The organism is Billgrantia saliphila, assembly GCF_002930105.1.
Classification (GTDB): domain Bacteria; phylum Pseudomonadota; class Gammaproteobacteria; order Pseudomonadales; family Halomonadaceae; genus Halomonas; species Halomonas saliphila.
Map to the genome: position 1 here is coordinate 93,705 of NZ_PJRN01000001.1, position 19,398 is coordinate 113,102.

Consider the following 19,398-nt stretch of genomic DNA (forward strand, 5'->3'; position numbering starts at 1 on the left):
TAGACCAACCTTGGTCTTAATGTTCCAGCAGGCACGCCCCCTCAAGCAGGCGGTGGTGATATACCGGCGAACAGGGTTGGATCATCGCTGATGGCACTGTCCACGCCCCAGGCCCAGCGCGTGGTGAAGGCGGCTGGATCGTTCGCGGTATAGCACAGCAGACGATAGCCGGCGGCCTTGATCTCGCCGGCGCGCCGGGCGGTCAGGCGCGTCCAGTCGGTATGGATGCTGAAGGCCTCGAGCGCCTCGCAGTGAGGCTGCCACTTCTGCGGCACGCTCTCGGTCAGCAGGCCGATGGGGAGCAAGGAGGCATCGGCGATGGCACGGGCGTGACGCAGGGCGAGCGGGTCGAAGGAGGAGACGACCAGCCGTTCCGTCGACAGCGCCTCGAGCAGGCGCGGCACGACCACTTCGGCCAGCTCGGTGCCGCTGCGGTTGCGCTCCACCTTGAGTTCCATGTTGACGCCCATGGTGAGGTGGTCCAGCAAATCGAGCATGTCGTTCAGCGTAGCCATGCGTTCGCCGCGGAAGGCGTCGCCGAACCAGCTGCCCACATCGAGCCGGCGCGCGGTCGCCAGGTCCAGCGTGGCCAGCCTCCCTTTGCCGTCCGAGCAGCGCTGGACACTGGCGTCGTGCCAAATCACCGGCGTGCCGTCGCCGAGCAGCTGCACGTCGAGCTCGACCCATTGGCAGCCGGCCTCGTGGGCGGCACGCACGGCAGCCAGAGTATTCTCGGGGGCGTGGGCGGACAGGCCGCGATGGGCGATCAGTCTGGGCAGCGCAATGGCGGGGTGGGGTGAGGACATGCGTGAGGGCTCCGGTCGCGATCGGGATACGGCTTACGATACGACATGACAGGTTAACGGTTCGACATGACAGGATAGCGATTCGCCGGGCTCCTGCACGAGTGGAATCGGTCGTGACTATGCTAGGCTTGCAGGCTTTGACGAGGCAACGAGGCAAGGCATGAAGGTGATGACCCCCGAGCGTGACGAGCAGCGCGATGCCTGGCTCGCGCGCCTGTGCGCCGACATCTATGGTAGGGAAGCGGGGCTGTCGCCGTTGGTCACGTTCACCGGCACGCGCCAGGTGCTATTCGCCCAGGAGGCGGCCCGGCTCTGGGCGCTGGTGGACGACCAGGGCCGCCCCGGGGCGCTGGCCCTGCTGGCGCTCGATGCATCCGGCACGGGAATGACGTTGTGGCTCCACGCCTCGCCGGGCGGCGATCGAGAGAGCCAGCGGCGGCTGATCCGAGAACTGGCGCAGAAGGCTCCGCTGCGCGTCAATGCGGCCGACAAGGACGACGAGGAGTTTTTTCGCCGCTGCGGCATAAACCGTTGGTTTGCCGCCCCCGGCGGGCGTCGCATCGGACTGTCCCGGCATCATCCGGCGCAGGGCGTGAACGAGCTGGAGCCGGCGCTCGAGTACGATGACGAGGCGATCCTGCGTCGCTTCAAGCACGATACGCACTTCTTCGACCAAGAGAAGGCCCGCTTCGTCGAGCGACTGGCGGCTTTCCCGGGTTGAGGCGACTCGCGTGCCCTTGACCGGGGCGGCGTTCGAGAGTTGGATGAGGCACACCTATCGTTAGCCAACAAAGGACACGAACCATGGCCAAGCGTATCCAGTTTGCCCGCACCGGCGGCTCCGAGGTGCTAGAACTCGTCGACGTGACGCCGGCCGATCCGGGGCCCGGCGAGGTGCGGATCAGGAACCAGGCCATCGGCCTCAATTTTATCGATATCTATTTCCGTACCGGTCTTTATCCCGCTCCGGCACTGCCATCGGGTTTGGGAACCGAGGGCGCCGGGGTGGTGGATGCCGTGGGGGAGGGGGTCAGTCAACTCAAGACAGGCGACCGGGTCGCCTATGCCCAAGGTCCGCTCGGCGCCTATGCGGAGCTGCATGTCCTGCCCGCCGAGAAGGTTGTGGTGCTGCCCGATGAGGTCGATGTCGAAACCGCCGCCGCAAGCATGCTCAAGGGCTTGACCGTGCAGTACCTGCTGCGTCAGACCGCTCCGCTGAAGGGAGGCGAGACGATCCTGTGGCATGCCGCCGCCGGCGGGGTCGGTTCCATTGCTTGTCAGTGGGCCAAGGCATTGGGGGTGAGGCTGATCGGCACCGTGAGCTCATCCGAGAAGGCCGAGCTGGCGAAATCCAATGGTGCCTGGGCGACCATCGATTATACCCGCGAGGACGTGGTCGAGCGCGTCCGCGAGCTGACCGACGGCGCGATGTGCGACGTGGTCTACGACTCGGTGGGCAAGGACACATGGGAGACCTCGCTGGACTGCCTCAAGCCGCGTTCGCTGATGGTCAGCTTCGGCAACGCTTCCGGCCCGGTCGAGGGGGTCAACCTCGGCATTTTGAACCAGAAGGGCTCGCTATACGTTACCCGCCCGAGCCTCAACGGCTACGCCGATACACGTGAACGGCTGGAGACGATGTGTCGCGACCTGTTCGACATGCTGGGCAGCAACAAGGTGAAGGTCGATATCGGCCAACGCTTCGCCCTGGCCGATGCCGGCAAGGCCCAGGACGCTCTGGCCGGGCGCAAGACCACCGGTTCCACCATTCTACTGCCGTAACCGCGCCCGCACGTTCCAAGCCGACGCCCGCTCTAGCGGGCGTCGCTGTTTCCGCACCCTCTGCGCTCCCGCGTCGATGCCGCTAGGCATACTCCACGGGCGACTCGATGCCGAGCTGAGGCAGGATGGCATCGAGTTCGAACTGAGACTTCGGCGTCAGGGAGCCGCTGCGGGACTCACCCAGCGAGGGTGAGGCTAGCTCGAAGCCATCGGCATGTGCCCTGAACTGCGTAATGTCGCCATCGAAAGCGTCGAGTGAATTGTGCAGGTTGTCACGTAACGCGCTGAGCATGGTCGCCCCGTTCTCCCCCTGGGGGATCGAGTTGACCCATGCCACGGTCTGCTCGGGCGTGAGCCCGTGGAGTTCGCCATAGCGGATCAGCAGTGGCACCGCGCTGTACCCTTCGCCGCTCTGGTCGATCAGCACTTGGGCGGCCTCCTCGCTGAAGCCGGCATGCATCAGGAAGTCGGCGGTGGTCTGGGTCTCGAAGCGGCTGTTGTGCTGGGCCGTTTGATAGGCGTCACGGCCGAACTGGACCAGGGTGGCCAGGGTGGCGATGCCGAAGCCGACAGGGCCCGCAAGGGACGAGCTGCTGAATACGGCAAAGCCGACTCCACCGGCCACCGCCGCGTTGAGCCCCGCGCCGAGGACGTCGCCCTGGCTCAGGCGAGCCAACGCATCGGCGCCGGCGAGCCCGGCCCCGAACAGGTGCACGAACTTGCCTCCGAGCTTGAGGCCGTGAGTGATCCGTGAGCCTTCGGCTGGGTTGAGCAGTGCATCGACCAATTGCGCGCCGTCGACGCCCACTCGGGCCGTCTCGATCGAGACCTGCAACGCGCCGCGCAGTGACGGGGCTTCCCCGTAGGCTTGCATGGCGTTGGCCAGGCCGGAGCCGACGATGGCCAGGGCGGAGGCTCTGAAGCCCCGATTGTACGGTGACTCGCGGAAGACGCCATCGATCTTGTCCAGCGTGTTGTTGAGATTGCGTGCCACATCGATGGCGTAGCGCTGCGAGTCGAAGTCGTCGGTGAACTCCGGCACCAGATCATCGAAGGCACTGGCGATTGAATCGAGTTCCTGCTCCGTGACGCCGAGCAGTTCGGCGAGCTGCGGATTGTCGCGCAGCGCCTCGTCCAGCCCGGCCTGGGCATCCGCCAGCGACTGAGGGTCGCTGGGATCGATATCGGCCGCCGGCACGATCACGTTCTCGCGCAGGTAGGCGCCGGCCAGATTCACCGCCAAGGGATGGTCCCGCGTGATGCCCAGTTCGTTGAAGGACTCGATCAGAGCGTCACCGGCCTCCCCGGAGACCAGCTCGGGTCTTTCCTGGAAAGCTGTCGATACGGACAACTGGGCGTTGGGATCGTCGAGCAGGGCATCGATGCGTGACTGATGATCAGCACGCACGTCGTCGGGCAGCGTCTGCAGCTGCTCGATCTGTTTCAGCAGCCCGGCACCGCTGTCGGCCAGTCGTTCCTGAAGCGCCTCGAACTCCACCTCCCAGTCGGGATTCGAGGCGATGTAATCGTCGATCGCCGCTTCGAGCTGCTCTTCCGACATGGCCGCACCGCCGTTGAGAATTAAAAAGCTCAATTCGTCGAGATGCCCATGATAGTCCTCGGCCTGTCCGGCGACGGTGTGGTCGCGGAATTGTTCCACCGCGCTGAAGACCTCGTCACGAAAGCCTTCCACGCCTTCCAGCGAGGCGATCTCGAGGGCCAGGCTGGGAATGGCCTCGCCGGATGAAACCGCCTCGTGCATCTCGTTGCGCACCGTGTTCATGTCCACCGGCAACTGCTCGGCGAGCCGGCTTGTCGCCCGATCCCCCGCTTCCGTACCGGCGATGCGGTCGAGAATCGGCATCAACAGTGCCGTGCCGTTCGGCCCGGCCATGGCCCCGCCATAAGCCTGCAAATCACCTTGGTTGGCCGCTTCGATCTCATCGACCAAGGCGTCCACTACCTCGCTGACGAGTTCCGGGCCCAGCGCTTCGGTCAGGGTATCGAGGCGTTCGATCGTCTCGAGCGTGCGCCGCTCGGGCGTGTCCGCTCCCTCCAGCTCGCCGGAGAGAGGTTCGGCGACCCATGCGGCGGCGTCATCGACGAGTTCCCGGGCTTCGCTGGAGCGGTCCAGCGCATTCTGCACCCGCTCGGGTGCATCGGCGCGTCCCGCCTCGAAGGTGCGCAGCGCACTGGCCGGATCGTCCGCGGCGCGGGCATCGGCGATGATCCCGGCTCCCGCCTCGGCGGCAATCTCACGGGCAGCACTGGAGCGGTCCAGGGCGGCGCGTACCGTCGGCGAAGCTTCCTCATGTCCCTCTTCGAGAACCTCGAGAGCTTCCTGCGGATCGCTGTGCTCGCGGGCTTCGTCAATGATCTCGCGTGCCGCTGCCTCTGCCTCCGGGCCGGTGTGGCTACTCGGCTGCAGGGCCAGCCCGCTGTTCTGCGCGGCCTGCTCGATCGCCATCTGGGCAGGGCCGGCATCCACCCAGTCGTGATCGTAAATGCGCTGCAGGGCGGCCTGCCGCTCATCCGCCGGCAGCGCCCACAGGTAGGCCTCGGTGTCCTGGGAAAGCGCATCGACCTCGGCATCGTAATCGATCGCGGCCGGATCCTCGGCGTATTCGAGATCGTTGCCCCGTTCGCGCAGGTCAATGAGAAAATCGTCCTCGCCAACGGGCACGCCTTGGGCGTCGCGCGGCGATTGGGCCGCCTCCTCGGGGGAGGTGTGAGGAACGAACACCACGTCGCCGGGGTCGACCCCGCTCGGGTCGGGCATGTCGTCACGCTCGTTGAGGGCGATGAGTTCGTCGAGGGCGACGTGGCGCTCCTCGGCAATCTCCCACAGGCTGTCCCCCTCTTCGATCACGAAGACCCGCTCCGTCGCTTCGTCGAACTCGCCCGGGCCGCCTGCTGCTGCCCGTGCTCTGAGCGCCTCCTCGACGGCTTGCTCGAAGCGCTGACGCTCCGCTTGGGTCAATGCCTTCGATGTCACGCCGTCGGCATGATAACGGCGCAATGATTCGATATCGATCCGGTACGACATGCTCCGCTCCTCCCTGGTAAGGCTTAACCATAGGGAGGCGTGGGGAGTGCGTGTCTGAAGTTTTAGTGAATCTTTTATGGCACCAGAGCGAGGTGTGCGGCAGCGCCCTCATTCGTGGCTGACGTAGGCGCCCATGGCTCGCATGCGCGACTCGAAGCGCGCAACGTTGTCGACCAGACCGTCGGGACCGAAGGCCACGCACTCGGCCAGCAGCACTTCGATCAAGGTGATCGCGGAGAGAATCGAGGGAAAGAAGTGCGGCGTGGCGTTGGCCACGGTGAAGGTCATGGCGGCGCCGGGTACCAGCGGCGAGCGTAGGGTGTCGGTGACGACGATGGCCCTGACCCCTCCCGCGCGAGCGATCTCCAGGGCGCGCATGGTTTCGGCGCAGTAAGGCTCGAAGCCGAAGGCGACCACCACGTCGTTTTCGCCGAAAGGGGCCAGCTCGGTCAGCAGGCCGCCCTCCTGGCCGCGGATCAGCTGAATGTTGGGCATGGCAATGCGACCCACATAGGCGAAGTGGTAGGCGCAGGCGAAGGTGTCGCGAAAGCCGACCACCGCGATCTTCTCGGCCTCGAGCAGTATCCGGGCGGCGTCGCGCACGCGGCTCTGGTTATCCGCGGTGAACAGCCGCCCGATGTTGTCGAAGGCGGCGTCACCCACGTCGAGGAATACCTGGTCATCGGTCTGGCTGGCCAGGGTGCGCAAGTCGCTGGCGCGCCCCGAGAGTTCCACCGGACCGGCCTGCACGGCCGACTGGAACACCTCACGGAACTGCTCGTAGCTGTCGAAGCCAAGTCGTTTGGCCAGGCGCACCAAAGTCGAGGCGGTCACCCGTGCCGCCGCGGCCGATTTACGTATCGACTGGAAGGCGATTTCCATTGGATGCTCCAGCACGTAACCGGCGGCAAGCTTGAGCTGTGGGCTAAGCTCGGGATAGGCGGCGGCCAGCTGCTGATTGACAGCATCCAATCCCGATGGGGGCATGGCGTCGTCATTCGGCGTTTCGGCAACGCTCTGCGATTCCTGTTCCAGCACGGCGTACTCCTCGGTCGGGTCATGGCTCAGCGCATGTGACAGCGTCCGATAGGGAAGGGTGGCGTATTGTAACGCATGCGTTTGGTGAGGAAATGAAACGATTGTTTCCTTTTCGTTTGTTTCTTGGTACATGTGTATTGACGGCATGGGCGTCGTTGGCTAGGATGCCGATAAAACAAGTGTATCGCATGATTTTAAATGACGGTACGTTTGTTTCTGTCTGGCGCCACGCGCGCTGGGCGTTATGCAAGCCAACGCCATCGTTTCGTCGAGAGTGCCCGAACCGCCCATGAATGCAACCAGTCCCGAAACCCTCAATCTCGTTCGCCAAGACGCTGTCCTGGAGATCCGCTTCAACCGCCCGCATCGTCTCAACGCCGTGGTGGAAACCTTCTATGTCGAGCTGCTGGAAGCCTTGGCCGATGCCGAGAGGGACACCGACATTCGCTGCGTGATCCTCACCGGCGAGGGACGGGCCTTCTGTGTGGGCGCCGACATGAAGGAGCATGGCGGAGCGCAGCGAACGCTGTATCAGCGTCGCCAGTACCTGCAGCTCGGCAACGACGTGTGCGAGGCGATCCTGCGTCACCGCAAGCCGGTGATCGCCGCCGTCAACGGCTATGCCCTGGGAGCCGGGGCTGAAATGGCGGTGGCCTGTGACTTCCTGGTCATGGCCGACGAGGCGCAGCTCGGTTTTCCCGAAACCAGTATTGGGACATGCGTCGGCGGCGGCGTGTCGAAGCTGCTGCCGCAACTGGTGGGGCTGAGCATGGCGCGCCAGTTGCTCTATACCGGTCGTCGCATCGACGGCCACGAGGCCGCGCGTATCGGTCTGGCCACCTCGAGCCATGCGCAGGAAGCGCTGCTCGAGGAGGCCCATCACCTCGCCGCTACCCTGGCCAGGCAGGCGCCCGTGTCCATCGCTATGCTCAAGCGCCTGGTCAATCAAGGCAGCGATACAGGTCTTGAGAGCCAGCTGCAGCAGGAGCTGGATGCGGTGTTCACCTGCTCGACGACCGACGACTGGCAGGAGGGGGTCGATGCCTTCGCCGAGAAGCGCTCCCCCGAATTCAAGGGCCACTGAAGACTCAAGGATGCGAGACATGAACCCGATCGAAGGACACCTGCCCGCCCGCAGCCCGCTGCACGACATCCTCGCGCCCACCGGCATCGCCGTGGTCGGTGCATCCAGCGACCCCACCAAGCGTGGCTACAAGGCCATGGTCGGCCTGATCAAGGACGGCTTTCGCGGCGACATCTATCCGATCAACCCCAAGGCCGACATGATCCTGGGGATCAAGGCGTGGCCGAGCGTCTCGGCCATCCCCGGCACTCCCGAGCTGGCGCTGATCTGTACCCCGGCGCCCAGCGTGCCGGGGCTGATCGCGGAATGTGGCCGGCATGGCATCAAGGGCGCGGTAATTCTCGCCAGCGGCTTCGCCGAGATGAGCGAGGAGGGCGCCGAACTCGAGCGCGAGATGATGCGCCAGGCCGAAGCGCATGGGGTGCGCGTCATCGGCCCCAACACCTCCGGGGTGTTCAATCTGCACCATCGGCTCAATCTGCTGGCGCTGGACAACGTCAAGCCGGGCGACGTGGGCATCGTGTCCCAGTCCGGCAACATGCTGCTGTCACTGGCGCTGGAAGCCCAGTACAACGGCCAGGTGGGTTTCTCCACCTACGTGGGGCCGGGCAACCAGAGCGACATCGGCTTCAACGACTACCTGCGCTACCTGGGAGAAGACGAGCATACCCGCGTGGCCACTCTGTACGTGGAGGGCTTTCGCGACGGCCGCCGCTTTCTCGAGGTGGCGCGCGACGTCACGGCCATGAAGCCGGTGGTGGTCTACAAGTCGGGTTCCACCGAGGCCGGCCAGAAGGCGGCCAGCTCGCATACCGGGGCGCTGGCCGGTAGCTATGCCATGACCGTGGACGTGCTGCGCCAGGCCGGCGTCAGTGTAGTTCAGCGCTCGGACGAGATCCTGCCGGTGGCCGAGGGACTTGGTCTGCTGCAAAAAGCACGTGGCAAGCGCGTGGCGGTGGTTTCCGACGGCGGCGGCCAGGCCACCATCGCCTCCGACCGTCTGGCGGAAGCGGGGCTGGAGCTGGCCGAACTCTCCGAGCAGACCCGCCAACGGCTGCGCGACGTGCTCTTTCCCCAGGCCTCGACGGTCAATCCGGTCGATGTGGCCGGTTCCACCGATGCCAATCCTTCCTTGCTTGCCACCTGCATGGAGATCGTCGCCGCCGACGACAACGTCGACAGCGTATTCCTGGTGGGCATGTTCGGCGGCTACAGCATCCGCTTCGCCGAGTCGCTGCTGGGCGACGAGATGCGCGGTGCCGAGGCGATGGTCGAGCTGTCCAAGTCTACCGACAAGCCGCTCGTCATCTACAGCCTCTACACACCGATCAAACCGCCGGCCCTGCGCCGCCTGCACGAAGCCGGTCTGCCCATCTATTCCTCGATCGAGCAATCGGTGCGCGTGCTGCGAGCGCTGGGCGAGCGCGGTGACTACCTGGCGCTGCGCGAGGCGTATCCGCGCGAACCGGCACTGCAGCCCAAGCCCGAACTCGGCGAGCTGTTCGAGCGGGCTCGGGCCGAGGAGCGCGATCTGTTCGAGTACGAGGCCAAGCGATTGCTGCGCGAGCACGGCATCGACGTTCCGCTGGAAATCGTCGTGCGCAGCGAGGCGGAGCTCGACGAGGCCGCAGCGACCTTCGGCGACACGCCCTTGGCGATGAAGGTGGTCTCCAAGGACATCCTGCACAAATCCGACGCCGGCGGAGTCAAGCTCGACCTGGTCGGCGAAGCGGCGCTGCGCCGCGCTCGCGAGGAGATCCTCGCCGCCTGCCGCGCCTACGATGCCAATGCCGACATCGAGGGGGTGCTGATCACGCCGATGGCGAAGAAGGGGGTCGAGGTGATCGTCGGTGTGATGCGCGATCCCATCTTCGGCCCGGTGCTGATGTTCGGGCTGGGGGGCATCTTCGTCGAGATCCTCGAAGACGTTGTCTTCCGTTCGATTCCGCTCTCGCGCCACGACGCCCGCAGCATGGTGGAGCAGATCAAGGCGCGCAAGGTCCTCGACGGTGCCCGCGGCGAGCCGGCCGTCGACAAGGAAGCGCTGATCGAGCTGTTGCTCACCGTATCTCGCATCGCCGATGCCTACCCCGAGCTCGCCGAACTCGACCTGAACCCGGTGATCGTCAATGCCGACGGCTATGCCGTGGTGGATGCGCGCGTTATCGTGGAGCGTGAAGCCGCCATCGCTGCCAATGCCAAGGAGTCGATTGCATGAGCGAGAGTTCGCTACAACCCCCTCAGCCCGTGATGCAGGATTCGCTTCTCACGCTGGACGGGCATGTGGCAACCCTGACCCTGGATCGCCACGACGTGCGCAATGCGCTGACCGGCACCGCCCTTGCCGACGACATCGTCGACACGGCGGAGTGGGTCAATCGCTGCGACGACGTCTCGGTGCTGGTCATCACCGGGGCGGGCTCGGCGTTCTCCGCTGGGGGCAACGTCAAGGACATGGCCAATCGTGGCGGCGATTTCGGTGGCGACGTGGCCGAGGTGGCCGGACGCTATCGGCGCGGCATCCAGCGCATCCCGCTGGCGCTGCAGGCAGTGGAGGTGCCGGTGATCGCTGCGGTCAACGGGCCGGCTATCGGTGCCGGCTTCGATCTGGCCAATATGGCCGATATTCGCATCGCTTCGGCGAAGGCCAAGTTCGGTGAAACCTTCCTCAACCTAGGTATCATCCCCGGGGACGGCGGCGCCTGGTTCATGCAGCGGCTGATCGGCTACCAGCGCGCTTTCGAGCTGACGCTCTCGGGGCGGGTGATCGACGCCGAGGAGGCCAAGGCGTACGGCATTGTGCTTGAAGTGACCGAGCCCGAGGCGTTAATGGATCGGGTCGGTGAGCTGACGGCCCGCATTGCTGCCCAGCCGCCGCGGGCCACAAGGCTCACCAAGCGGCTGATGAAAATGGCTCAGCGCACCGAGCTCAAGGATTTCCTCGATGTCTGTGCGGTCTTCCAAGGCATGTGTCACAACGAACCCGAACATCTCGAGGCCGTCAATGCCATGCTCGAGAAGATGACGAAGTAAGCTTCTCCTTACGACGTGAACCCGGCCGAGGCCGGGTTCTTGCGTTTTGGCAAAGCCACGGCCTGGCACCGACTAACGATTCACAACGCATCGAAAAGTCTGGATTTTCGTGCCCGTCACTGGTGTGCTGGGGTCTTTGCGCCGACTTGGGAGCCGCGGAAGGGTATGGCCGACCACACGCTGATGTTCATCGTATTGGGCCTGACGCTGGCGGCTTTCGTCTGGGGCCGGTTTCGCTTCGATCTGGTAGCGCTCGGCGCGTTGCTGGTGTCGGTCATGCTGGGGCTGGTGCCGGGCGACGAGGCCTTCTTCGGCTTCGGTCACCCGGCGGTGGTCACGGTGGCGGCGGTGCTGGTGCTCAGCCGTGGCTTCGAGCGCTCCGGTGTGGTCGACGTCATCGCCGAACAGGTGCTGAGAGTGGGCGATCGGCTCCTCCTGCAACTGGTGGCGCTGACCGGTACCGTGGTGGTGCTGTCGGGCTTCATGAACAATGTCGGTGCCCTGGCGCTGCTGCTGCCGGTCGCCATGCGCCTGGCCCGCGAACACGATGCCTCGCCCTCGCTGTTGCTTATGCCGCTGGCCTTCGGTTCGCTGCTCGGCGGACTGATGACGTTGATCGGCACTCCGCCCAATATCATCATATCCAGCTATCGCGGCAGCCTGGCCGACGACAACTTCGGCATGTTCGCCTTCTTCCCGGTGGGCGCCGCCGTGGCCCTGGCGGGGCTCGTCTTCATCGTGCTGTTTGGCTGGCGCCTGGTGCCGAAACGTGCGGACAAGGCCTCCACCGCGGAGTTGTTCGATACCGCCAACTACCTGGTCGAGATGCGAGTCGGCGAGGATTCCAAGGCAGTGGGCTGGACCCTGCGCGAGCTGCAGCGGGAGCTGGAGGAGACCGTGCCGGTGCTGGCCGTGGTGCGCGGTGAGCAGCGCCGTGCCGGCCACGCCTTTCTCGGTGTGCTCAAGGAGGATGACGTTCTGTTGGTCGAGGCCGGTCCCGAGGAGATGAAGCTGCTCGAGGACAAGGCGGGACTCTACCTGGGAGTCGGACCGAAGGAGCAGGAAGTCCAGGAGAACGAAGCCCAGGTGGGCGAACCTTCTCCGGATGCCGTCCATGGCGCAAACGAGGCCGAGATCGATGAGCCGGTGGCGCGGGGGAATGACGGAGCGTTGCCCGAAGCGAACTCGCCGAAGCAGAACAGAGATGCAGCCCAGAGCAGGAACAAGGGGAGGGACAGCAGCAAGAAGAAAGCCACCAGGAGAACGGCCGATACCGAGGGGCTGGAGCTGATCGAGGCCGTGGTGCGTAACGATTCCATGATGATCAATCGCACCGTGACCCAACTGCGCCTTCAGAACCAGTATGGTCTGCACCTGGTAGCCGTGGCGCGCGACGGAGGGCGTCTCAAGCAACGCCTGCGCGATATCCGCTTTCGTCCCGGCGACGTGCTGCTGCTGCAGGGCGGCGAGAGCAACCTCAGCGAGAGCCTGGCGACGCTGGGCTGTCTGCCGCTGGCGCGGCGTAACCTGCCCATGGGGCAGCCGCGAATGCTGCTGGTGTCGATAGCCGTCTTTGCCGTGGCCATACTCGCCATGCTGCTGGATCTGCTGCCTGCCGCAGTGGCACTCACCGCGGCGGCCCTGGTCTCGCTGTTGGTCGGGGTGCTGCCGCTGAGGGAGGCCTACCAGGCCATCGACGGTCCCGTCGTCGTGTTGCTAGGCGCCATGATCCCGGTAGGCCAGGCGCTGGAGACCAGCGGCGGCGCGGCGCTGTTGGCCGACAGCCTGCTGGCGGCCGGCGAGCAATGGCCGGTGGTGGCGCTGCTGGTCGGCCTGTTTCTGATATCGATGCTGCTCTCCAACGTGATCAACAACGCCGCGGCGGCCTTGCTGATGGCGCCCATTGCCGCCAGCCTGGCGGAGGGCTTCGGTGCCTCGGTCGATCCCTTCCTGATGGTGGTGGCGGTGAGCGCCTCCTGCGCTTTCCTGACACCGATAGGCCATCAGTCCAACACACTGGTAATGGGTCCGGGCGGCTATCGTTTCGGCGACTACTGGAAGCTCGGCCTGCCGCTCTCGCTGCTGGTCATGGCGGTGGGGCTACCGATGATCCTGGTGGTGTGGCCGATCTAGCGCCCAATGGCAGGGTGCAACGAAAAACCCGGCCAGCTGGCCGGGTTTTTCCTATGCGAAACGGAGCTTACGCTGCGTCGTGACGCAACACTTTCGACTTGTCCATGGCGAAGGCGTCGTACTCGAAGTCGTCGACGCTGAGCAGCTCGAGCACCTCGGCCTCGAAGCGGCGCATGAACTCGGCATCCTCCTCGCTGACCAGTCCTTTCTCCAGTGCGGCTTCCAGGCGTACTTCGGGGTGCAGCGCCTGCCTGGGCAGCTCGCCCTTGGCATAGGCCTTGTTGACCGTACGATAGAGCGCCTCGGCGCGGTCGTACTCGGTCAGCAGAGCGTTGTAGCGGGCCAGTGGGTTGTCCTGGGCGCCGTCGTTGGCGGTCCAGGCACCGTCCAGCAGCTTGGTGCGCAGCGCGGTATCGCGCGACACGGCTTGGGCGATTTCGCGAGTCAGGCGGTCGGCGGGGCGTTTCCAGCGCCGGCCCAGCGGCATCACCATGGCACGTAGCACGCCGGCCAGCGCCCGGTTGGGTAAGTTGTCGAACAGCTCGTCGAAAGCCTGTTCGGCGCGCTGCAGCAAGTGAGTGCAGCTGTAGTGCAGCAGGGCAGCCTCGCCTTCGACCCTGTCGCCTTCATGCCACTCCTTGAGCACCATCGAGGCCAGGTAGAGATTGGAGAGTACGTCGCCCAGGCGCGCCGAGATCATCTCGCGCTGCTTGAGCGCAGCACCGAGGCTGGCCATGGCGGCGTCGGCACATAGGCTGAAACCGGCCGACAGGCGCGCCATGTCGCGGGCGTAGGGAGCCGCAACTTCGTCGAACGGCACGCTCGGCTTGCCGATGCCGAGCCCCATGGTGAAGGCGCGTGCGGCGTTGCCGAAGACCAGCGCGGCATGGCCGAAGAAGGCGCGATCGAAGGCCTCGAGATCGTTGCTGTCCGAGGCGGCCAGCTCCTTGAGCACGAACGGATGGCAGCGGATGGCGCCCTGACCGAAGATCATCAGGTTGCGGGTCATGATGTTGGCGCCTTCGACGGTGATTGACACCGGGTTGGCGCTGTAGCCGATGCCCAGATAGTTGCGCGGGCCCAGCGTCACCGCCTTGCCGCCGTGAATGTCCATGGCGTCGGAAAGCGCCAGGCGCTGGAACTCGGTGAGCTGGCTCTTGAGGATCGCCGAGGGCACCGCCGGTTTCTCGCCTCGATCGATGGTATTGGCGGTCTGATAGACTGCTGCCTTGGCGATGTAGCCCAGTGCGGCCATGCGCGCCAAGGGTTCCTGAACCCCCTCCATCTCTGCGACCGGTACGTTGAACTGACGGCGGATGCGGGCGAAACCGCCGGTCCAGCCCAGCGCGTAGCGCGTAGTACCGCTGGCACCCGAGGGCAGGGTGATGCAGCGGCCGATGGAGAGGCATTCCACCAGCATGCGCCAACCCTGACCGATCATCTCGGTGCCGCCGATGATGGTATCCAGCGGGACGAAGACGTCCTTGCCCCGGATCGGACCATTGAGGAAAGGGCTGCCGATGGGGTGATGGCGGCGGCCGATCTCCATGCCTTGGGTATTGCGGGGTACCAGTGCCAGGGTGATGCCGCGATCCTCCTCCTCGCCCAGCAGGTGGTCGGGGTCGAACAAGCGGAAGGCCAGCCCCACTACCGTGGCGATGGGTGCCAGGGTGATCCAGCGCTTCTCGAAATTGAGGCGCAGACCGAGCACCTCCTCGCCGTCGATCATCTGCTTGCACACCACACCGGTATCCGGCAGCGAGGTGGCGTCGGAGCCCGCGCGCGGGCCGGTGAGGCCGAAGCAGGGAATCTCGCGGCCGTCGGCCAGGCGCGGCAGGTAATGGTCCTTCTGCGCCTGGGTGCCGTACTTGAGCAGTAGCTCGCCCGGGCCCAGGGAGTTGGGCACACCCACGGTGACCATCAGCATCTCGCTGATCGAGAGCTTCTGCAGCACCAGCGACTGGGCCTTGGCCGAGAAGCCCAGGCCGCCGTACTCCTTGGGAATGATCATGCCGAAGAAGCCTTCCTGTTTCAGGTATTGCCACAGCTCCTCGGGCAGATCGGCACGCTCCTTGGCGATCTCCCAGGCGTTGCACATGCCCGCCGCCACCGAACATTGGTGATCGAGAAAGGCGCGTTCCTCGTCGCTCAGGCCATCGTCATGATAGGCGAGCAGCCGGCTCCAGTCCGGCCGGCCGGAGAACAGATCACCGTCCCAGGCCACGGTACCGGCTTCCAGGGCAGTGCGCTCGGTGTCGGATACCTTGGGCGAGACGCGCTTGAACATGGCGAACAGGCGCGGTGTAATCCAGCGGATACGCAAGGTGGGCAGCCCGGCCACCGCGACTGCCACCGCGCCGATCAACAGCAGCACCCCGAGCACGGGGGAACCCAACAGCAGGCCCACCAGGCCAAGCCCACCGAGCATGACCAGCGCCGGCACGGCGCCGGCTTCGCGGCGCATGATTGCCAGCAGGCCGACAATGGTGAGAATGAGCAGAATCAGGGTGAGCATGTCTCGTCTCCGTTTGCGCAGCGCGTTTCGAACGGGTGTTTGAATCAATAGCCTAGCCCATCTGGCCATGACTGACCAGCCCGCCCCGGGCGAGCGGACGCATGAAAACGCCCCGCCGAGGCGGGGCGTTGCGACGAGGCGAATGGCACTCAGGTCAGGCGGCGCTGCGGCTCACGCCGGGCAGGTTCATTCCCCGCGACATAGTAGGGCACGGAGGCGGGAGGCAGGGGCTCACGACCGCGAATGCGATCGGCGAGCTTTTCGGCCAGCATGATGGTCGGCGCGTTAAGGTTGCCGGTGGGAATCACCGGAAACAGCGAGGCGTCGACCACGCGCAGTCCCTCCAGGCCATGCACCCGGCCTTCGCTGTCGACCACCGCCATGTCGTCCTCGCCCATGCGGCAACTGCCGCAGGGGTGATATGCCGTCTCGGCGTGCTCTCTGACGAAGGCGTCGAGCTCGGCGTCGGACTCTACCCCGGGCCCCGGCGAGATTTCGCGACCGCGGTAGGCGTCCATCGCCGGCTGGGCGATGATCTCGCGAGTCAGGCGAATGGCATCGCGGAACTCCTGCCAGTCCTTCTCGGTGGACATGTAGTTGAATAGGATGCTCGGCGCCGCGGCCGGGTCGCGAGAGGTGAGGCGGATGCGCCCGCGGCTCTCGGAGCGCATCGAGCCCACGTGGGCCTGGAAGCCGTGCGCCTGCACCGCGCTCTTGCCGTTGTAGCTGATGGCAATGGGCAGGAAGTGGTACTGCAGGTTAGGCCAGGGTTCCTCGTCGTGGGTGCGAATGAAGGCGCATGACTCGAACTGGTTACTGGCACCGATCCCGGTGCCGCGAAACAGCCACTCGGCGCCGATCTTCGGCTGGTTGAACCACTTCAGCGCCGGGTAAAGGCTGATCGGCTGCTTGCATTCGTACTGGATATACATCTCCAGATGGTCCTGCAGATTCTCACCGACCCCGGGCAAATCGTGGACGACAGGAACGTCGAACTCGCGCAGGTGGTCGGGATTCCCCACCCCCGAGCGCAGCAGAATCTGTGGCGAGGCGATAGCCCCGGCGCACAGCAGGACCTCACGGCGCGCACGAACCCGCTGCGTCTGGCCGCGGCGCAGATAGCGCACGCCGATCGCGCGCTTGCCCTCGAACTCCACGACATCCGTGGTGGCGTGGGTCTCGATGGTCAGGTTGTCGCGCTGCTTCGCCTGGTCGAGGTAGCCGCGCGCGGTGGAGGCACGCCGCCCCTTGGGCGTGACAAAACGGTCCATGGGACCGAAGCCCTCCTGGCGATAGCCGTTGACGTCCTCGGTCTCGGCGTAGCCCGCCTGCACCCCCGCGTCGACGAAGGCGCGGTAGAGCGGGTTGTTGCCCGGCTTCGGCGTGGTCACGCTGACCGGACCGTCGCCGCCGTGGTAGGCGTCGGGGCCGATATCGCGGCATTCGGATTTCTTGAAGTAGGGCAGGCAGTCGACGTAGCGCCAGTCCGAGAGACCCGGCAGACTCGCCCAGTTGTCAAAGTCCAGCGCATTGCCTCGGATATAGCACATGCCGTTGATCAACGAGGAGCCGCCGAGCCCCTTACCGCGGCCACACTCCATGCGGCGGCCGTTCATGTGCGGCTCGGGATCGGTCTCGAAGGCCCAATTGTAGCGCTTGCCCTGCAGCGGGTAGGCCAGCGCCGCGGGCATCTGGGTGCGGAAATCGAAGCGGTAGTCGGGGCCGCCGGCCTCCAGCAACAGCACGCTGACCGCAGGATCTTCGGTGAGGCGGGCGGCCAGCACGTTGCCGGCGGAGCCAGCACCGATGATGACGTAGTCGTATTCGTTAATCTGGGACATGGATGTCTCCCTTAAAACACGGATTCGAAGGGACCCATCTCCACCTGTACCGACTTGGTCTGGGTATAGTGGGCCAGCGTCTCGATGCCGTTCTCGCGGCCCACGCCGGACTGCTTGTAGCCGCCCACCGGCATCTCGGCCGGCGACTCGCCCCAGGTGTTGATCCAGCAGATGCCGGCCTCGAGGCGGTGAATGGTGCGATGCGCCCGGCTCAGGCTTTCGGTGAACAGTCCTGCAGCGAGGCCGTAGTGAGTGTCGTTGGCGCGGCGGATCAGCTCTTCCTCGTCATCGAAGGCAAGGATCGACATCACCGGCCCGAAGATCTCCTCGCGCACGATGCGCATGTCGTCGGCGCAGTCGGTGAATACCGTGGCCGGTGCCCAGGCGCCGTTGGCGAAGTCTCCCTCGGCGAGGGGGGCGCCACCGATCAGCACGCGCGCGCCGTCCTGCTTGCCGGCCTCGATGTAGGAGAGCACCTTGGCCTGATGCTCGAAGCTGACCAGCGGACCGAAATTGACGCTCGGATCGAGCGGGTCGCCGGCGCGGATGCGTGCCACGCGCTCTACGATCTTCTCCTCGAAGGCGCTCTTTACCGAACGCTCGACGAAGACGCGCGTACCGTTGGTGCAGATCTGACCGCTGGAGTAGAAGTTGGCCATCATTGCGGCGTCGGCGGCACGCTCCAGGTCGGCGTCGGCAAACACGATCAGCGGTGACTTGCCGCCCAACTCCATGGTCACGTCCTTGAGGGTCGAGCCGGCGGCGGCGGCCATCACTTTCTTGCCGGTACCCACTTCACCGGTAAAGGTCACCTTGTCGATGCCCTCGTGGGCAGTGAGCATCTGCCCGACCCGGGCGTCGCCGTGGACGACGTTGAACACGCCGTCGGGTAGCCCGGCTTCGGTGAATATCTCGGCCAGTTTCATGGCGGACAGCGGCGTAACCTCGCTGGGCTTGAACACCACGGCGTTACCGGCGGCAAGTGCCGGGGCGGCCTTCCAGCAGGCGATCTGAATCGGATAGTTCCAGGCGCCGATGGCGCCGATGACGCCCAGCGGCTCGCGGCGGGTATAGACGAACGACGATTCGCGCAGGGGAATCTGCGCCCCTTCGATGGCCGGAGCCAGGCCGGCGTAGTACTCGAGAACGTCCGCCCCGGTGACGATGTCCACCGCGATGGTCTCGCTGATCGGCTTGCCGGTGTTACGCGTCTCGAGTTCGGCGATCTCGTCGTTGCGTTCCCTCAGCAGTGCCACGGCGCGATTCAGGATGCGACCGCGCTCCATGCCGGTCATGGCCGCCCAGCGGCGTTGGCCGGCGCGGGCCGATGCCACCGCGCGATCGACGTCATCCTGGCTGGCCTGGTCGACGTTGGCGAGCAGGCTGCCGTCGTAGGGGTTGAGGACCTCGAAGGTCTCGCCGGAGGTGGCCTCGACTCGGCCGCCGTCGATATAGAGCGTTTCGGTAACGAGCGATGTCATGCGAACTCCTTGGATAAGGCGTGCGACGTGTCATGGGCGGTAAGCAGCTGGTCTAGGTAGGCATGCGCCAGGCGGCGTGCGCGTTCGGTGTCCAGGCCCTCCGGTGTCAGCGTCCCGCGCAGCCACAAGCCGTCGATCATGGCCGCCAGCCCGCGGGCGGCGTCACGCGCCTTTTCCCGAGGCATCAGGCGATGGAACTGACTGCAGAGATTGGAGTAGAGCCGCCGGTCATTGACCTGCTGGAGACGCTGCAGCTGAGGCTTGTGCATGCTGCTGGACCAGAACGCGAGCCAGGTCTTGGCAGCCGGGCCCGAGACCTGGCTGCGATCGAAGTTGCCGTCGATGATGGCCTGCAGGTGCCCGCGGGGGGACCCGTTGCCCAGAGCGCGGCGCCGCGCCGCCACCGCCTTGCCCAGGTCGCTGAGGATCTGGCGCATGGTCGCCTCGAGCAGGCCGTCCTTGCCGCCGAAGTAATGGCTGATGATGCCGGCGGAGACGCCTGCGTGGCGGGCAATCCGCATCACCGTGGCATCGGCCAGGCCGACCTCGTCGATGGCTTTCATCGTGGCCTGGATGAGCTGGTGGCGACGAATCGGCTCCATTCCTATCTTGGGCACCGCTGACTCCTCTGAGCTTGGC

The 19,398-nt window shown here is 65.5% G+C and carries 13 protein-coding genes; 6 read left to right on the top strand and 7 right to left on the bottom strand.

The window, feature by feature from the left end; genetic code table 11:
• Positions 1–41 precede the first annotated feature (41 nt).
• Positions 42–806, bottom strand: a complete 765-nt coding sequence (locus tag CYJ07_RS00470) for a glycerophosphodiester phosphodiesterase family protein (RefSeq protein ID WP_104201706.1) — start codon at positions 804–806, stop codon at positions 42–44.
• Between the two features lie 160 nt (positions 807–966).
• Between CYJ07_RS00470 and CYJ07_RS00475 the strand changes: the two genes are divergently transcribed.
• Complete coding sequence (locus CYJ07_RS00475) at positions 967–1,527, top strand: hypothetical protein (RefSeq protein WP_104201707.1); 561 nt, start codon at positions 967–969, stop codon at positions 1,525–1,527.
• 83 nt (positions 1,528–1,610) lie between these two features.
• Positions 1,611–2,588 carry an NADPH:quinone reductase gene (locus CYJ07_RS00480; protein WP_104201708.1) on the top strand — a complete coding sequence of 326 codons (978 nt, stop codon included), beginning with the start codon at positions 1,611–1,613 and terminating at the stop codon, positions 2,586–2,588.
• Positions 2,589–2,670: 82 nt separating this feature from the next.
• Here CYJ07_RS00480 and CYJ07_RS00485 read toward each other — a convergent pair whose 3' ends face one another.
• Both CYJ07_RS00485 and CYJ07_RS00490 read right to left on the bottom strand, forming a co-directional pair.
• On the bottom strand, positions 2,671–5,634 hold the full coding sequence (locus tag CYJ07_RS00485) for a LysM peptidoglycan-binding domain-containing protein (protein ID WP_104201709.1): 2,964 nt from the start codon (positions 5,632–5,634) through the stop codon (positions 2,671–2,673).
• A gap of 108 nt (positions 5,635–5,742) precedes the next feature.
• Entirely contained in the window at positions 5,743–6,672 is a 930-nt protein-coding gene (locus CYJ07_RS00490; protein WP_104201710.1) for a MurR/RpiR family transcriptional regulator, read from the bottom strand.
• 289 nt (positions 6,673–6,961) lie between these two features.
• On the opposite strand from CYJ07_RS00490, the gene CYJ07_RS00495 reads away from it, so the two are divergent.
• The 4 genes from CYJ07_RS00495 (at position 6,962) to CYJ07_RS00510 (ending at position 12,922) form a co-directional block, all read left to right on the top strand.
• Complete coding sequence (locus CYJ07_RS00495; RefSeq protein WP_104201711.1) at positions 6,962–7,756, top strand: enoyl-CoA hydratase/isomerase family protein; 795 nt, start codon at positions 6,962–6,964, stop codon at positions 7,754–7,756.
• 19 nt (positions 7,757–7,775) lie between these two features.
• Positions 7,776–9,974 (top strand): acetate--CoA ligase family protein, encoded by a 2,199-nt coding sequence (locus CYJ07_RS00500; RefSeq protein WP_104201712.1) that lies wholly within the window; start codon positions 7,776–7,778, stop codon positions 9,972–9,974.
• Positions 9,971–10,789, top strand: a complete 819-nt coding sequence (locus CYJ07_RS00505) for an enoyl-CoA hydratase-related protein (protein WP_104201713.1) — start codon at positions 9,971–9,973, stop codon at positions 10,787–10,789. Before CYJ07_RS00500 ends, CYJ07_RS00505 begins: the two co-directional genes overlap by 4 nt.
• A 165-nt stretch (positions 10,790–10,954) precedes the next feature.
• Complete coding sequence (locus CYJ07_RS00510) at positions 10,955–12,922, top strand: SLC13 family permease (protein WP_104201714.1); 1,968 nt, start codon at positions 10,955–10,957, stop codon at positions 12,920–12,922.
• A 67-nt stretch (positions 12,923–12,989) separates the two neighbouring features.
• Here CYJ07_RS00510 and CYJ07_RS00515 read toward each other — a convergent pair whose 3' ends face one another.
• The 4 genes from CYJ07_RS00515 to betI all read right to left on the bottom strand — a co-directional run bounded on the left by CYJ07_RS00515 (position 12,990) and on the right by betI (position 19,376).
• Positions 12,990–15,437 (bottom strand): acyl-CoA dehydrogenase, encoded by a 2,448-nt coding sequence (locus CYJ07_RS00515; RefSeq protein WP_104201715.1) that lies wholly within the window; start codon positions 15,435–15,437, stop codon positions 12,990–12,992.
• A gap of 149 nt (positions 15,438–15,586) precedes the next feature.
• Entirely contained in the window at positions 15,587–17,278 is a 1,692-nt protein-coding gene (betA, locus tag CYJ07_RS00520) for a choline dehydrogenase (RefSeq protein ID WP_104201716.1), read from the bottom strand.
• 11 nt (positions 17,279–17,289) lie between these two features.
• Positions 17,290–18,759 carry a betaine-aldehyde dehydrogenase gene (betB, locus tag CYJ07_RS00525; protein ID WP_104201717.1) on the bottom strand — a complete coding sequence of 490 codons (1,470 nt, stop codon included), beginning with the start codon at positions 18,757–18,759 and terminating at the stop codon, positions 17,290–17,292.
• Positions 18,756–19,376: a transcriptional regulator BetI gene (gene betI, locus CYJ07_RS00530; protein WP_197038214.1), complete on the bottom strand. Its 621-nt coding sequence runs from the start codon at positions 19,374–19,376 to the stop codon at positions 18,756–18,758. The genes betB and betI overlap by 4 nt, the downstream gene beginning before the upstream one ends.
• Positions 19,377–19,398: the final 22 nt, after the last annotated feature.

Bases quoted from the DNA above. Each gene is read 5' to 3' on its own strand.
- CYJ07_RS00470 (WP_104201706.1), bottom strand. From the start codon at position 806: ATGTCCTCACCCCACCCCGCCATTGCGCTGCCCAGACTGATCGCCCAT.
- CYJ07_RS00475 (WP_104201707.1), top strand. From the start codon at position 967: ATGAAGGTGATGACCCCCGAGCGTGACGAGCAGCGCGATGCCTGGCTC.
- CYJ07_RS00480 (WP_104201708.1), top strand. From the start codon at position 1,611: ATGGCCAAGCGTATCCAGTTTGCCCGCACCGGCGGCTCCGAGGTGCTA.
- CYJ07_RS00485 (WP_104201709.1), bottom strand. From the start codon at position 5,634: ATGTCGTACCGGATCGATATCGAATCATTGCGCCGTTATCATGCCGAC.
- CYJ07_RS00495 (WP_104201711.1), top strand. From the start codon at position 6,962: ATGAATGCAACCAGTCCCGAAACCCTCAATCTCGTTCGCCAAGACGCT.
- CYJ07_RS00500 (WP_104201712.1), top strand. From the start codon at position 7,776: ATGAACCCGATCGAAGGACACCTGCCCGCCCGCAGCCCGCTGCACGAC.
- CYJ07_RS00505 (WP_104201713.1), top strand. From the start codon at position 9,971: ATGAGCGAGAGTTCGCTACAACCCCCTCAGCCCGTGATGCAGGATTCG.
- CYJ07_RS00510 (WP_104201714.1), top strand. From the start codon at position 10,955: ATGGCCGACCACACGCTGATGTTCATCGTATTGGGCCTGACGCTGGCG.
- CYJ07_RS00515 (WP_104201715.1), bottom strand. From the start codon at position 15,437: ATGCTCACCCTGATTCTGCTCATTCTCACCATTGTCGGCCTGCTGGCA.
- betA (WP_104201716.1), bottom strand. From the start codon at position 17,278: ATGTCCCAGATTAACGAATACGACTACGTCATCATCGGTGCTGGCTCC.
- betB (WP_104201717.1), bottom strand. From the start codon at position 18,759: ATGACATCGCTCGTTACCGAAACGCTCTATATCGACGGCGGCCGAGTC.